The sequence below is a fragment of the Empedobacter sp. UBA5987 genome (assembly GCF_002429865.1).
Taxonomy (GTDB): Bacteria; Bacteroidota; Bacteroidia; order Flavobacteriales; family Weeksellaceae; genus Empedobacter; species Empedobacter falsenii_B.
Map to the genome: position 1 here is coordinate 1 of NZ_DJBB01000055.1, position 13,838 is coordinate 13,838.

Annotated in this window: 16 protein-coding genes; 11 read left to right on the forward strand and 5 right to left on the reverse strand. The window is 31.5% G+C overall.

Going from position 1 to position 13,838, the window contains the following annotated elements:
- The first annotated feature begins 646 nt into the window (after positions 1 to 646).
- From B3J26_RS09070 to B3J26_RS09090, 5 genes are all read left to right on the forward strand, one after another.
- Positions 647 to 2,029, forward strand: coding sequence for an NAD(P)-binding domain-containing protein (locus B3J26_RS09070; protein ID WP_291074237.1), 1,383 nt, complete (start codon positions 647 to 649; stop codon positions 2,027 to 2,029).
- Positions 2,030 to 2,156: 127 nt separating this feature from the next.
- Positions 2,157 to 2,765 (forward strand): trimeric intracellular cation channel family protein, encoded by a 609-nt coding sequence (locus tag B3J26_RS09075; RefSeq protein ID WP_291074239.1) that lies wholly within the window; start codon positions 2,157 to 2,159, stop codon positions 2,763 to 2,765.
- 38 nt (positions 2,766 to 2,803) lie between these two features.
- The gene (locus tag B3J26_RS09080; protein WP_291074241.1) at positions 2,804 to 3,409 is read left to right on the forward strand and encodes a trimeric intracellular cation channel family protein; all 606 of its coding nucleotides are present in this window, start codon (positions 2,804 to 2,806) and stop codon (positions 3,407 to 3,409) included.
- Between the two features lie 2 nt (positions 3,410 to 3,411).
- Entirely contained in the window at positions 3,412 to 4,353 is a 942-nt protein-coding gene (gene hutG, locus B3J26_RS09085) for a formimidoylglutamase (RefSeq protein ID WP_291074243.1), read from the forward strand.
- 124 nt (positions 4,354 to 4,477) lie between these two features.
- On the forward strand, positions 4,478 to 5,344 hold the full coding sequence (locus B3J26_RS09090; RefSeq protein ID WP_019975176.1) for a sigma-70 family RNA polymerase sigma factor: 867 nt from the start codon (positions 4,478 to 4,480) through the stop codon (positions 5,342 to 5,344).
- A 39-nt stretch (positions 5,345 to 5,383) separates the two neighbouring features.
- On the opposite strand, the gene mgtE is transcribed toward B3J26_RS09090, so the two are convergent.
- Positions 5,384 to 6,703: a magnesium transporter gene (gene mgtE, locus B3J26_RS09095; RefSeq protein WP_291074245.1), complete on the reverse strand. Its 1,320-nt coding sequence runs from the start codon at positions 6,701 to 6,703 to the stop codon at positions 5,384 to 5,386.
- Between the two features lie 96 nt (positions 6,704 to 6,799).
- Between mgtE and B3J26_RS09100 the strand changes: the two genes are divergently transcribed.
- The 6 genes from B3J26_RS09100 to B3J26_RS09125 all read left to right on the forward strand — a co-directional run bounded on the left by B3J26_RS09100 (position 6,800) and on the right by B3J26_RS09125 (position 10,616).
- Entirely contained in the window at positions 6,800 to 7,189 is a 390-nt protein-coding gene (locus tag B3J26_RS09100; RefSeq protein ID WP_291074246.1) for a hypothetical protein, read from the forward strand.
- Positions 7,190 to 7,249: 60 nt separating this feature from the next.
- Positions 7,250 to 7,837: a hypothetical protein gene (locus B3J26_RS09105; RefSeq protein WP_291074248.1), complete on the forward strand. Its 588-nt coding sequence runs from the start codon at positions 7,250 to 7,252 to the stop codon at positions 7,835 to 7,837.
- Between the two features lie 84 nt (positions 7,838 to 7,921).
- Positions 7,922 to 8,569, forward strand: a complete 648-nt coding sequence (rpe, locus tag B3J26_RS09110; RefSeq protein ID WP_114997831.1) for a ribulose-phosphate 3-epimerase — start codon at positions 7,922 to 7,924, stop codon at positions 8,567 to 8,569.
- A 190-nt stretch (positions 8,570 to 8,759) separates the two neighbouring features.
- Entirely contained in the window at positions 8,760 to 9,260 is a 501-nt protein-coding gene (locus B3J26_RS09115; RefSeq protein WP_114997826.1) for a regulatory protein RecX, read from the forward strand.
- 94 nt (positions 9,261 to 9,354) lie between these two features.
- Complete coding sequence (locus B3J26_RS09120) at positions 9,355 to 10,002, forward strand: hypothetical protein (RefSeq protein WP_114997823.1); 648 nt, start codon at positions 9,355 to 9,357, stop codon at positions 10,000 to 10,002.
- Between the two features lie 23 nt (positions 10,003 to 10,025).
- Positions 10,026 to 10,616, forward strand: coding sequence for a hypothetical protein (locus tag B3J26_RS09125; protein WP_291062286.1), 591 nt, complete (start codon positions 10,026 to 10,028; stop codon positions 10,614 to 10,616).
- 40 nt (positions 10,617 to 10,656) lie between these two features.
- Here B3J26_RS09125 and B3J26_RS09130 read toward each other — a convergent pair whose 3' ends face one another.
- The 4 genes from B3J26_RS09130 to B3J26_RS09145 form a co-directional block, all read right to left on the reverse strand.
- On the reverse strand, positions 10,657 to 11,289 hold the full coding sequence (locus B3J26_RS09130; RefSeq protein ID WP_125350032.1) for a CatA-like O-acetyltransferase: 633 nt from the start codon (positions 11,287 to 11,289) through the stop codon (positions 10,657 to 10,659).
- A gap of 29 nt (positions 11,290 to 11,318) precedes the next feature.
- Positions 11,319 to 11,618 carry a DMT family transporter gene (locus B3J26_RS09135; protein WP_260392005.1) on the reverse strand — a complete coding sequence of 100 codons (300 nt, stop codon included), beginning with the start codon at positions 11,616 to 11,618 and terminating at the stop codon, positions 11,319 to 11,321.
- Positions 11,615 to 12,202 (reverse strand): DMT family transporter, encoded by a 588-nt coding sequence (locus tag B3J26_RS09140; RefSeq protein ID WP_260392006.1) that lies wholly within the window; start codon positions 12,200 to 12,202, stop codon positions 11,615 to 11,617. The genes B3J26_RS09135 and B3J26_RS09140 overlap by 4 nt, the downstream gene beginning before the upstream one ends.
- A gap of 62 nt (positions 12,203 to 12,264) precedes the next feature.
- Complete coding sequence (locus tag B3J26_RS09145; protein WP_291074251.1) at positions 12,265 to 13,803, reverse strand: serine hydrolase; 1,539 nt, start codon at positions 13,801 to 13,803, stop codon at positions 12,265 to 12,267.
- Positions 13,804 to 13,838: the final 35 nt, after the last annotated feature.

The following is a 13,838-nucleotide window of genomic DNA, read 5'->3' on the forward strand; positions in this document are numbered from 1 at the left end:
GAGGCTTTTTTTGTGGGTATACGTCGCGCTTTAGGCTGAACGTTTTAAGCTTTACGCATCTCCAGACTATGTTTTATAAAACAAGAAGCTTGCTTTCATCCAACAAGAGGCTTCTAATTAGTCAACAAGAAGCTTCTTCTTGATAAAAAGAAAGCTTCCTTTTTACAACTAACTCAGAACTTAAAACTTGAAGAGATTCTTCACTTCGCTATCGCTACATTCAGAATGACAGTTTTATTTTCGCTTATCACTTAAAACCCGCGTTAGGGATAGTAGTGAAAATCCTTTTGTAAGAATTGTATTTTCTATAATCACTTCTAATCTTCTTCTACAAAAGATTGGAACGGATAGCCCGACCGAAGGGAACGCCATAATAATTACGCTTATCATTATGTTTTATTAATATTTGTCCATCTGCTATAATTTTAGTACATTGAAGAATAATTTAATTTTGAATAAAATTTTATTTATTCAGCAAGAGGTTTTCTATCTCTTTATATGTTGTAATCATTAGATTACTCATTCTATTCTGTTTTACACAGTTTTTATAGAAGTTAGTTTCTATATCAGGTCGTTTCAGACATAAAAATCAATTACTATCGAGAGATAGTTGAGTAGTTCATATAAGTTTAATTAAAAACAATTCATGAGTTTAAAAGTAGGCATTATCGGGGCTGGACCAAGTGGTTTGGCAATGTTAAGAGCATTTGAGTCAGAAGAGAAAAAAGGTAACAAAATTCCAGAAATTAAATGTTTTGAGAAGCAAGACAACTGGGGAGGAATGTGGAACTACACTTGGCGTACAGGAGTAGGTAAATACGGAGAGCCATTGCATGGCAGTATGTATAAATATTTATGGTCGAATGGACCAAAAGAATGCTTAGAATTTGCAGATTATACATTTTCTGAACACTTTGGTCAAACAATATCTTCTTATCCACCTAGAGAAGTATTATTCGATTATATAGAAGGGAGAATTAAACAAAGTAATGCGCGAAAGTACATTCAGTTTAATACCGTTGCAAGGTGGGTAGATTATGTAGAGGATAAAAAACAGTTTCGCGTTGTTTTTGATGATTTAAAGAAAAATGAAACTTTCGAAGAATATTTCGATTATTTAATTGTCGGAACTGGACATTTTTCTACACCAAATATGCCTTATTTTAAAGGTATCGAGAATTATACAGGAAATGTAATGCATGCGCATGATTTTCGCGGAGCTGATCCATTTAGAGGCAAAGAAATTTTATTGATTGGTAGTAGTTATTCGGCAGAAGATATTGCGGTACAATGCTATAAACACGGAACTAAATCGGTCATAATTTCTTATCGTACAAACCCGATTGATTGTAAATGGCCCGAAGGGATAAAAGAATTGCCTTTAGTGACACATTTTGAAGATAAGAAAGCATTTTTCAAAGACGGAACATCAAAAGAGTTTGATGCAGTAATTATGTGTACAGGTTATCAACACAAATTTCCGTTTTTACCAGATAATTTCCGTTTAAAAACAAAAAACTGTTTGTATCCAGAAGGAATGTATAAAGGTGTAATATCAGATGTTAATGCTCAATTGTTATTTTTGGGAATGCAGGATCAATATTACACATTTAATATGTTTGATGCGCAAGCATGGTTTGCACGTGATTATATTTTAGGACGAATTAATTTACCTTCAAAAGAAGAAATTCAAAAAGATATTCAGAAATGGGTTGATTATGAAAAACAATCGATTTCTGCTGATGATCATGTTGATTTTCAAACTGATTATTTGAAGGATTTAATTCATTTAACTGATTATCCTATGTTCGATTTGGATAAAGTTGCTAATATGTTCAAATCTTGGTTAAAAGATAAAGAAGAAAATATTTTAACTTATCGAGATAAAACCTATACCTCAGTTATGGACGAAACGAAAGCAGAAAAACATCACACACCTTGGATGAAAGAGTTGGATGATAGTTTAGAACGCTATTTGGATGAAGATCCGATTGATGAAAAGCAATTAGAAAAAACAAATTATTATTAATATTAACAAAAAGACTAACAAATGTGTTGGTCTTTTTTTATTTTCGATTGTATATTTAAACATCGTTAAAAAAGAAAAGTGTTTATTTTTGACAGAGCACAACACAATATGATTTAATACAATAGAAATGGAGATTCAATATTTTTTCGAATTATTTGGTACACTTTTTTTTGGAATTTCGGGCGCTTTAGCAGCAGATGAAAAATCTGGTAACGATTGGTTTGGTGTAACCTTTATTGCTTTCCTAACTTCAATTGGAGGTGGTACAATTCGTGATATTTTACTTTCCGTTGAAATTATGTGGATAAAGGATGTTAATCTTATTTATGCGGTAGGGATTGGTGTTATTTTAGCGGCAATTTTCTATACACCTCTGTTGAAACTTCGTAAAACATTTATGCTTTTTGATACGTTAGGAATTGCTTTGTTTACGATTGTTGGTTTAGAAAAAGCTCTAAATCTTGGAATTCATCCTGTAATTGCACCTGTAATGGGAATGTTTACGGCGGTTTTTGGATCCATTATTCGCGATATGATGTTGAACGAAGTTCCTATTATTTTCAAGAAAGAAATTTATGCGTTTGCATGTCTTTGTGGTGCAGTTATTTATATGATTTTATGGAAATTGGGACTTGATCGTAACATCAATTTCTTTATTTCGGGAGCTGTGATTGTTGCAATTCGTTTGGCTGCAATTAAATACAATTTATCATTACCGAAATTCAAAAGTCATTAATTTATAGATTCGTATCTTTGCGGACTAATTTTTTATAGATGGAAATTCAATACGTTTTTGAATTATTTGGAACGGTTGTGTTTGCAATTTCTGGTGCTTTAGCTGGAGATGAAAGACAAAAACACGATTGGTTTGGAATTGCTTGCTTTGCTTTTATTACAGCAGTCGGAGGAGGAACTTTGCGCGATTTATTTTTGAATAGTTATCCTTTGGTTTGGATAAATGATATGAATGTTATTTATGCAGTTTTTGCTGGTATTTTATTGGCAGGATTATTTTTCAATTTTTTTTCACGATTAAGAATAACATTAATGCTTTTTGATACATTGGGAATAGCTTTATTTACAATTGTAGGTTTAGAAAAAGCACATTCTTTGGGTGCAAATGATTTTATCTCTGTGATGATGGGAATGATGACCGCTGTAATGGGAGGAATGTTAAGAGATGTTTTGATGAATAGAACACCAACTATTTTTGTTCAAGAAATTTATGCAACAGCCTGTATTGTAGGTGGTGTAGCTTATTTGGTTTTTGATAATTTTGGATTAGATCGTAATATAAATTTCATCGTTTCGGGAGCTATTATCGCGGCGATTCGTATTGTGACTGTAAAATATAATTTGTCGTTACCTAAATTTTATTAATCATGCAAAAAACACCATTTAATCAAGAAATTTGGACTGGAAGAATTGATTCAGAAGACGGAGAATTAGGACTAAGAATTCATCAAGTAATTTCTGATTATGAAAAATTTAAATCATCATCAATTCAACCAAAAATATTTTTAGGTTTCTGTTCAGAAGAAGGAGTTGAACGAAATAAAGGACGAATTGGTGCTAAAAATTCGCCAGATTTGATTCGAAAAAGTTTAGCAAATTTACCTTTGCATTTTTCTGAAACTAATTTTATTTTCGATGCTGGAAATATTCACTGTGATGATAAGAATCTAGAATCTGCGCGAGAAGAACAAATTAATCAAGTTGATAGAATCATTCGACAAAATCATTTTCCAATTATAATTGGAGGAGGACACGAAACGGCTTTAGGAGATTTCTTGGCTTTAGCAAAATCATACAAAAATATTGGAATTATCAATCTTGATGCACATTTTGATTTGAGAACGCCAAATCCACAATCAACTTCTGGAACGCCTTTTTACGAAATGGCTAAGTACTGCGAAGAAAATGAAATAGCTTTCAATTATATTCCAATCGGTATTCAAGAATTAGGAAATACGAAAGCTTTATTTCAACGTGCAGAAAATTTAGGCGCTAATTATATTTTAGCAGATGAAGTTCATTTCAATTTGAATAAAGTGTTAGACGATTTGAAAACGATTGTTCAACAATTTGATGCGCTTTATGTTTCGTTGGATATGGATGTTTTTGATGCAGCTTATGCGCCAGGTGTAAGTGCAACGACAATTAATGGTTTGACTCCTTTTCAGGTTAAATATATTTTGAAGGTTTTGATAAACTCAAACAAAGTGAAAATCTTTGATTTGGTTGAATATAATTCGCTTTTTGATGTTGATAACTCGACAGCGAAACTCTCTGCACAAATGATTTACGAAGTTTTAAGACATTAATTCTGAAATATTTTACAATATTTTGTAACCTTTTTCAGTTATCTGCGTATACATATATAGTGGTGTTGATAAAATGCCAAAAGAAATCGATAATAATCATTAATAATAGGAGGGTTTTAGTTAAATGAGACAGCTTAAAATTACAAAGCAGGTAACAAATCGTGAAACTGCGTCGTTGGATAAATACTTACAAGAGATTGGTAAAGTAGATTTGATTACAGCGGAGGAGGAAGTAGAGTTAGCACAACGTATCAAAGCAGGAGATCGTGTTGCCTTAGAAAAATTAACAAAAGCAAACTTACGTTTCGTGGTATCTGTTGCGAAACAATATCAAAATCAAGGTTTAAGTTTACCAGATTTAATTAATGAAGGAAATTTAGGTTTGATTAAAGCTGCACAACGTTTTGACGAAACACGTGGTTTCAAATTTATCTCGTATGCAGTTTGGTGGATTCGTCAATCTATCTTACAAGCATTAGCAGAGCAATCTCGTATTGTACGTTTACCATTAAATAAAATTGGATCGATCAATAAAATTAATAAAGCCTATGCTTTATTAGAGCAAGAACATGAACGTGCTCCATCTGCAGAAGAAATTTCTGAAGTTTTGGATATGTCTGAAGGTGATGTAAAAGAGTCGATGAAAAACTCTGGTCGCCACGTCTCAATGGATGCACCATTAGTAGAAGGAGAAGATTCTAACTTATACGATGTATTAAACATTGGTGAATCTCCATCTCCAGATGTACAGTTGATGATAGAATCTTTACGTGTAGAGATTGAGCGTGCATTACAAACATTAACGCCTCGTGAAGCTGATTTAATTCGTTTATACTTCGGATTAAACGGTCAACATCCAATGACGTTAGAAGAAATTGGAGAAACGTTTGATTTAACAAGAGAACGTGTTCGTCAAATTAAAGAAAAAGCAATTCGTCGTTTAAAACATACTTCAAGATCTAAGATTTTGAAAACATATATCGGACGATAAAAATAAAAAACTCCAACTAAATTTAGTTGGAGTTTTTCATTATAATAATTTCCCGCTTAGTAAAATTGCAGCAATTGTAAAGTAGATAATCAATCCTGAAACGTCAACCAAAGTAGCAACGAAAGGCGAGGATGCTGTTGCGGGATCAAATCCAATTTTTCTCAAAATAAATGGAACTAAAGATCCTGAAAGTGTTCCCCATAAAACAATAACAATTAAAGATAAAGCGACTGTTAAAGCTATATACAACCAATACTCTCCATAACTATAAATTCCAGTTTTTTGCCAAATTAAGATTCTGATAAAACCAACAAATCCTAGAATTGCACCTAAGATTAATCCCGAAGCAAATTCTTTTTTCATTACATACCACCAATCTTTTAGCTTTAATTCGCCCAAAGCCATCGCACGAATAATCAGTGAAGCCGCTTGAGAACCAGAATTTCCGCCACTCGAAATAATCAATGGAACAAATAAAGCCAACACAACCGCTTTTTCGATTTCCTGGTCATAATAACTCATTGCAGAAGCCGTAAACATTTCGCCAATAAATAAGATAACCAGCCAACCTGCGCGCTTTTTGATTAATTCCGCAATAGGTGTTTTAGTATACGAAACATCCAATTCTTCCATTCCTCCGAATTTCTGAATATCTTCTGTATCACGCATTTTCATTCGATCCAAGATGTCGTCGAAGGTTACAATTCCGACCAAAACATCATTTTCTGTCACAATTGGCATAGCAGAACGATCGTATTTATCAAAAACTTCTAACGCATCTTCTAAAGGAGTCGTCGTCTTGATTGAAACAAAATTATGATCGATCAAATTTTCTACTTTCGTGTCTTCATCAGCCAAAAGAATTTCGCCAATTTTTAAATCATCAATCAATCTATTTTTTCCATCCACAATAAAAATATACGTCAACGTTTCCGCTTTTTTTCCATATTTTTTGATGTGCGCCAAAACTTGTTTTACCGTATAATGTTCTTTTACCTGAATATAATTTGGCGTCATCAAACGCGCAATCGAATCTTCTTTGTATCCAATCAAATTCAGTGCTGTAGCACGTTCTTCAGGATTTAAAAGATTAATGGAATGTTTGATTAATTGATCTGGGAAATTTTCAAAAAGTTCTGTTCGGTCATCAGGATCAAGATTGTTCAAAACCTCGGCTAAATCTTCGTCCGTCAAACTTTTTACAATTTCGTACTGAATATCGGGTTCAAAATAGGAGAATACTTCAACTTTATCATCATTCAAAAGCGAGTAAAAAGCGATGTTTCTTTCTTTTACGTTCAGTGCAGTTAATTGTTCGGCAATATCTGCTGGATGTTGATTAAGCATATTATTTTCCATAAATTTGTTTTTTTATCCCGAGCTGCAAATTAAGTCTTTTTGAGATGAGAAGAAGTATAGATTGGCTACTTTTAAGCTAATTTTAATATAGAAATTATGATGAATAAAACAGATCAAAAACAAATTAAAGAATTTATAAAATCTATGGATGTAGATGACAGATTCGTTGGAATTTGGTCTGGAACTGATCATGGAAAATTTTTTAAAGGTGAAACAAATAGTTGGATGGTCAATAGAAAAGTTGACGGTACAATGACAGTTAACTTTAAAACGATTTATAGTGATGATCGTGTAACTTTTTCTGAAGACGAAGGCGTTTGGTGTACAATTGGTGATGAATATTACGAGTTTAGAGATTCTGATGAAATGGCAGATATTTACACTTATATTTTTATGTCAAAAGATTCGATTCATTTTATCATCAACGAAGAATTAAAAGACGAAGAACCTTATAACTTTATTGATAATAGAGTTTTCTTGGATTAAAAATAATTTTGCTGAATCATTTTTTCTGTTATATTCGTATTGTATTAATTAACACTGAAAATGAAAAAACTATTATTTACTTTCTTATTATCATCTTCTCTATTTGCTCAAGAAAAAGCAACAGATTTGTTTAATGCAAACGTTAGTTTTATTGGAATCGGAATTCAATATGAAAAAGCTTTATCCGAAAATTTTACGGCTGTTGGATCTTTAGACTATTTGGGAGGTTTTAAATACAGTTATAGCGATTTTTATGGGAGTGATTTTGAGTATATTTTGACAACAAATATAGCTTTAGAAGGACGTTATTATTATAATTTTGACCGAAGAATTGACAAAGGAAAAAATACCAAAAATAATTCTGGGAATTATATTGCTGTAAAAGGAACTTATACGCCAGATTGGTTAACAATTTCTAATAGTGATAATTTAGGTGTTAATCCACAAGGTTCTATTACGTTCAATTATGGATTTAAACGTTCTTTTGCTCAAAACTTTTTTTATGAGTTTTATACAGGATTAGGACTTTCTCTTTATCAAGAAACATATACAAACTATGATTTTGATAATTATACAACATCAGAAGTAAAAAGTACAAATACAGGAGTTGCCTTAGATTTAGGCTTTCGAGTTGGTTATAATTTCTAAAAAATATAAATCGTTGAGTTTTCAACGATTTTTTTATTTCATTACCTTTGCACCACAAAATACAAACAAACAACAAATAAGATTATGCCAATAGTAGCACCATCAATTTTAGCAGCCGATTTCGGAAATTTAGCAAAAGACATCGAAATGGTTAATAATTCTCAAGCCGAATGGTTTCATTTAGATGTAATGGACGGCGTTTTTGTTCCGAATATCTCTTACGGAATGCCAATTATTGAGAAAATAAATTCGTTAACAGATAAAGTTTTAGATGTACATTTAATGATTGTTGATCCAGATCGTTACATCTCAACTTTCAAACAAGTTGGCGCAGATATTTTAACGGTACATTACGAAGCGTGTACACATTTACATCGTACAATTCAGGCTATAAAAGCAGAAGGAATGAAAGCAGGAGTGGCGCTTAATCCGCATACACCAGTATCTGTTTTAGAAGATGTGATTAACGATTTAGATTTAGTTCTAATCATGAGTGTTAATCCTGGTTTTGGAGGTCAAAAATTCATTGAGAATACATACAACAAAGTATCAAAATTAAAAAAAATGATTACAGAAGCTAATGCAAATGTTATCATCGAAATTGATGGAGGAGTTGGAGTACAAAATGCATCAAAATTGGTAGAAGCTGGTGCAGACGCTTTAGTTGCTGGTTCGGCAGTTTTCAATGCTGAGAATCCAACAGCATATATTGCAGAATTACAAAAAGCTTAATAAAAATAGTATCGAGATTTGAGAAATTAGAATTGAGAAATTCATATTTTTCTTTTAACTATTTAAAATAAATAATATAAAAACTGAATCAGAAATGATTCAGTTTTTTTGTTGATTAATCCTGAACTTTTTTCAGGATCCTCATCAAGTTAATCAAACAATTTTCTTATTAAAATCTTAACTTTGTTGCATGAATTTCTCTAAAGACAACCCAAAAAAGATTTATACGATTGATGAAATCAAAGATAAAATGGCAAAATATTGTCTTTATCAAGATCGTTGTCATTGGGAAGTGGAAAAAAAACTACGCGATTTTGATTTGATTCCAGAAGCGAAAGATGAGATTATTTTTAAGCTAATTCATTACGGATTCCTGAATGAAGAACGATTTGTTCATAATTTTGTTCGAGGAAAAGTCAATCAAAAAATGTGGGGAAGAAATCGTCTTCGTCAAGAATTAAAAATGCGTCAAATTGACCAAAAATTAATCGAAAAAGCATTTAAAGAAGAAATTGATTTGGATAAATATTGGAATAATTTATTGTATTTAACGCAGAAAAAGTTCAATTTATTAGCTTCTGAGCGCGAATCTTTCAAGAAAATAAACAAAGTAAAAGCATATTTAGCGTACAAAGGCTACGAGTTTGATTTGATGAATGATGCTATAGAAACAGTGAAAACAAAAGAGTAATACAATTCATCCGTAAAATTCGACAATTCGGTTAATAATTTTTAAAATTAAAAAAGACTTCACTTAATTTTATTCCATAATAAATAAACACATTATGGAAAATTTAGTCAAAATCATTATTTACATTCACGCTTTTTTTGGAGGAATTGGTTTAGTTGCTGGTACAGCTGTTATGATTATAAAAAAAGGAAATTCGACACACAAAAAAGTGGGAAAAATATTTTCGATTGGTATGTTAGTCAGTTCTGTTCTTTCGTTAATTATTTGTGCTTTTCCAAATCACCACAATTCTTTTCTTTTAATGATTGGTATTTTCACGATTTATATGATTTTGATTGGAAATAGAATTCTAAATTATAAGCGTAAAAATTATTCTAATAATTTGGATAAAATCATTTCTGGAGCAATGTTTATCACATCTATTGTGATGATTGTTTTTGGATTACTTCCACTTTTCAAAAGCAATGCAATTGGATTATTGTATTTAATTTTTGGGTTTTTAGGAGGATTTATGTCTTATCGAGATTTTGTTTTTTACAAGAATACAGAGAATTATAAAAAATGGACAATGAATCATGTTGGAAAAATGGTTGGTGCTTATATCGCTTCAGTAACAGCGTTTTTGGTTGCAGGCGCTGGATTTGGAGATAATATTTATTTTTGGATTGTGCCTTCAATTATCGGAACGATTTATATTTTTTCTTGGTCAAAAAAACTAAATAAAAAAGTTGCAGTGAATTGATTATCTTTAATTAAAACACTTGTATGAAGAATTTATATTTTTTACTCTTATTCATTCTTTTTGTTCAATGTGAGCAACCGAGCAGTCAATCTGCTAAAGGTTGGGAAAAGAAGAATGAAATAAAAGCAGATTCAGTTTTTAAAGATGAGAATGTAAATGAAGTTATTGAACAAGCTATTGATATTACAAAAAGTAATCATATACCAATTAGAACAATCTCTCTCTTTTTCGCAAAAGAAAAATTTTATTTATATATTTCTTCGACTGGACAAGATTGTTCAATAGGGAATTATTATACATTACCAATTACTATTCAAAATACAGATTATACTATTCTTTTAGATAAAAATGAAGTATTAGATGAATATATCGATATCTCAAATTTAAATTATATCCCTTTAGATAAAGAAAAAATAATATTCTGCTGTGAAATAAAAGGTTACGCTTTTCGATTTCATAAAGATGAAGAAGGAAAGTATCAATTAAGAAAGTTGGAGCATTTTTATAATTATACGGATGATTTTGTTTTAGAAGAAGATAAAAAATATTTTCCTATTCAATATGAGGAAATTCCAGAACAAGAACCGTTTATTCATCCTAATGATGTAAAATAAAAAAACGAATTTCGAAACTCGAAATTCGTTTTTACTATTTCTAATATTTACCTAATTCTTTTTCAAATTCTTGCAGATAATTTGCCAAATGAAAACCATCTACAAAACCATGATTCGCCTCAACCGAAACAGGCATATACATTTTATCGTTTTGCGTATACGCTTTTCCAAAAATAATTCGCGGAATAGATTCTCCTGTTCCAAAGTTACTTGGTTGCACTAATCCCGTAAATCTCGACCATGGAAACGTAGAATGACGAACCAAGCCAATGGTAATTTCTTCATTTTTGATGTGCAAACCAACCGAATTTTCTACACTTTGTATTTGCTCTTGAAGTTGTGCGTTAAATGCATTAAAATCTTCGGTAAAATTCATCAACGCAAAACCAAAAGTTCCGTCTTTTCTACCAATTGTTGTTCCGCAATCTAAATGATCGTACACAAAAATTTCATCATCTTCGATGCGATATTTAAACTCATTAATCTTATTTTCTGCCAACATCGAGCAATGTAAATAGACTGCGAAAAAAGACAATTTATTTGCTTTGGCAAATTTGTACGCTTTAGAACATTCAACCTCCGCAACAACTCCGACATACGGATTATCCATTTTCGAGAACATATTAAAATGCTCTATACGATTCCAACCTTCAGGATTAAATTTCTGTTTCATTGATGCAAAGTTAAAAATAGGATTTACAATTACTTCAATCTTTTTTGTTGATATGCATCACCAATTACATTCAGAGTCACGCCTAGAATAATCATAAAAATTCCTAAAGCCAAACTCAACGAAAAATCTTCACCAAAGATCATAACACTTACAGCAACGGCAACCACAGGTTCTGATGCGCCAAGAATAGAAGTGGCTGTAGAACCAATGTTTTTAATTGCATAAATCAAAGCGATGCTCGAAACAACTGTCGTAACAAACGCAAATATAAAAAAGTTGAAGGTTAATTCTAATGATGGTAAAATGAAGGATTCTTTGTGAATAATCATTTTGTTGCGTAATAAATCGTTGTAAATAGAAACGAATAAAAGCTTAATGTAAAGCCTTTTATATCTCGTACTTTCGATTTGTTGACTGTCACAATATATAATCCGTAACCCAAAGCACTGATAAAAACAATTCCTAATCCGATTGGATTTAGCTCGAATTTTCCTTCTTTGAAACTTAGTAAAATTACACCAGCCAGTACAAAAACAATGGCTACAATAGTTGAAATTGTAATTCTTTCTTTGAAGAAAACAGCCATTATGATGGCAACAATCAACGGATAAACGAATAATAATGTGGAGGCAATTCCAGGAGTTAAATAATCATAACCTAAAAATAAGGCATCCGCTGAGATTCCGTACAATAATCCTAAAATGATTAAAAATGGAATCTGTTTCACATCTATTTTGAATGATTGTTTTTTGATGAATAAATATGTTCCGACAATCAATGCAGAAAAAAAGAATCGATAGAATAATGTGGTATCCATCGAAAAATTTGCTTGTTTTATAGGAAGGATAAATAATGGAATTAATCCATAAGATATGGACGATATTAGCCCATATGCGTAACCTTTGAATTTCATTTTTAATAGAAAAAACGAAGTTCGAATTTCGAACTTCGTAATTGATTAGTATTTATTAAAATTTATTTTCTCGTAAAATCTAAATCTTGGAAATCGTAACTGAAATCTGTTAACGGAGAAATGGCTCTCATTTTGAAACCTGTCATTTTTCCATCTTTCATTTCTGCATAAACAAAAGCGTCTGCATGGAAATAACGATTGTACCATTTTACCGCAAACGTATTGTCTTTGTAAAATAACATTTCACCAGTTAATTGAGGTGAACGTTTCGATTCGAAAATTATTTTTCCTTTTTTTTCATAAATCACAACATCACCAAACCAATTGTCTTTATACGTTCCAATTACGCTTTTTGAATCAAATTTGATAGCTTTATTTTTTTGATTTGCTTCAACTGTTTTCCAAACTTCATCGGTAATAACATCGGCTTCTTCCACATTTTTCTTCATCATATCATCATACGTTTTTACCCAATCTGTAGATGGATTTTTTAAGTAAAAATCTTTGATTGTATTCGAAATTGCTCGGAAAGCCGCACCTGATTGTTGGTTAGTCAAAATCACAATTCCTAATTTTTCTTGAGGATAAAACATCGTTTGTGTTACAATTCCTTCCAATCCTCCTGTATGCGAAACTTCTAATTTTCCGTTCATATCCTGCAATTGCCATCCCAAACCATAAGCTTTGAATAATGAATTATAAGGCGGAGTTGTGCGATTTGGTTGTAAAGTTTGTGGCGTAATCATTTCGTTCATTTGTTTTTCAGAAATAATTTGTTTTCCGTTCACTTTTCCTTTATCCAAATTGAATTGCAACCATTTTGCAATATCATCAACATTTGAATAAATTCCTGCAGCTGCATCAAAAATGGTGTTCGTATAACGATCAATCACTTGTAATTTTCCGTCAATTGGAACGTGCGGATCAATTGCATTTTTCTTGTCTTTTAGCAAATGCCAATTCGCTGCAGTATTCGTCATTCCAATTGGTTCCAACAATCTTTTTGTTACAAAATCTGTCCAAGACAGCCCCGAAACTCTTTCAATCACAACTCCTGCAATAATGTATAATAAATTATCATAATCATATTTTACACGAAAATCTGAAACAGGTTTTAAATATTGAATATTAGAAATAATATCTTTTGGAGTGAAATTGTGTCCATCAGGCCAAACCATCAAATCTCCAGCACCCAAACCTAATCCACTTCGATGCGTTAATAAATCACGAATTGTAAACTCTTTGGTTACATAACCGTTGTACATCTTAAATTCTGGAATGTGCGTAATCACTTTATCATCCCACTTTATTTTTCCTTCATCAACCAAAATCGCCAAAGCAGCTGCTGTAAAAGCTTTAGAGTTAGAAGCAATTCCAAAATTTGTATTCGACTGAACTTTTTCTCCCGTTTTAAGAGATTTTACGCCATAACCTTTCGAATGTACAATTGTTCCATCTTTGATAACCGCAATAGACATTCCAGGAACATCAAATGCTTTCATTGCATTTTCTGTGACTTTATCAATAGCTTGATTCGAAATATTTTGTCCAAAAGCTGTAAAAGAAGCTAATGTAATCGTTGATAAAAGTATATTTTTCATGTGTGAATTTGAATTTTCACGAAGTTAGATATTTT

Excerpts from the sequence above, each read along its gene's own strand:
- rpe (WP_114997831.1), top strand. The coding sequence starts at position 7,922 with ATGCCAATAGTAGCACCATCAATTTTAGCAGCCGATTTCGGAAATTTA.
- mgtE (WP_291074245.1), bottom strand. The coding sequence starts at position 6,703 with ATGGAAAATAATATGCTTAATCAACATCCAGCAGATATTGCCGAACAA.
- B3J26_RS09130 (WP_125350032.1), bottom strand. The coding sequence starts at position 11,289 with ATGAAACAGAAATTTAATCCTGAAGGTTGGAATCGTATAGAGCATTTT.
- B3J26_RS09120 (WP_114997823.1), top strand. The coding sequence starts at position 9,355 with ATGGAAAATTTAGTCAAAATCATTATTTACATTCACGCTTTTTTTGGA.
- hutG (WP_291074243.1), top strand. The coding sequence starts at position 3,412 with ATGCAAAAAACACCATTTAATCAAGAAATTTGGACTGGAAGAATTGAT.
- B3J26_RS09075 (WP_291074239.1), top strand. The coding sequence starts at position 2,157 with ATGGAGATTCAATATTTTTTCGAATTATTTGGTACACTTTTTTTTGGA.
- B3J26_RS09125 (WP_291062286.1), top strand. The coding sequence starts at position 10,026 with ATGAAGAATTTATATTTTTTACTCTTATTCATTCTTTTTGTTCAATGT.
- B3J26_RS09135 (WP_260392005.1), bottom strand. The coding sequence starts at position 11,618 with ATGATTATTCACAAAGAATCCTTCATTTTACCATCATTAGAATTAACC.
- B3J26_RS09090 (WP_019975176.1), top strand. The coding sequence starts at position 4,478 with ATGAGACAGCTTAAAATTACAAAGCAGGTAACAAATCGTGAAACTGCG.
- B3J26_RS09080 (WP_291074241.1), top strand. The coding sequence starts at position 2,804 with ATGGAAATTCAATACGTTTTTGAATTATTTGGAACGGTTGTGTTTGCA.
- B3J26_RS09145 (WP_291074251.1), bottom strand. The coding sequence starts at position 13,803 with ATGAAAAATATACTTTTATCAACGATTACATTAGCTTCTTTTACAGCT.
- B3J26_RS09115 (WP_114997826.1), top strand. The coding sequence starts at position 8,760 with ATGAATTTCTCTAAAGACAACCCAAAAAAGATTTATACGATTGATGAA.
- B3J26_RS09100 (WP_291074246.1), top strand. The coding sequence starts at position 6,800 with ATGATGAATAAAACAGATCAAAAACAAATTAAAGAATTTATAAAATCT.
- B3J26_RS09070 (WP_291074237.1), top strand. The coding sequence starts at position 647 with ATGAGTTTAAAAGTAGGCATTATCGGGGCTGGACCAAGTGGTTTGGCA.
- B3J26_RS09105 (WP_291074248.1), top strand. The coding sequence starts at position 7,250 with ATGAAAAAACTATTATTTACTTTCTTATTATCATCTTCTCTATTTGCT.
- B3J26_RS09140 (WP_260392006.1), bottom strand. The coding sequence starts at position 12,202 with ATGAAATTCAAAGGTTACGCATATGGGCTAATATCGTCCATATCTTAT.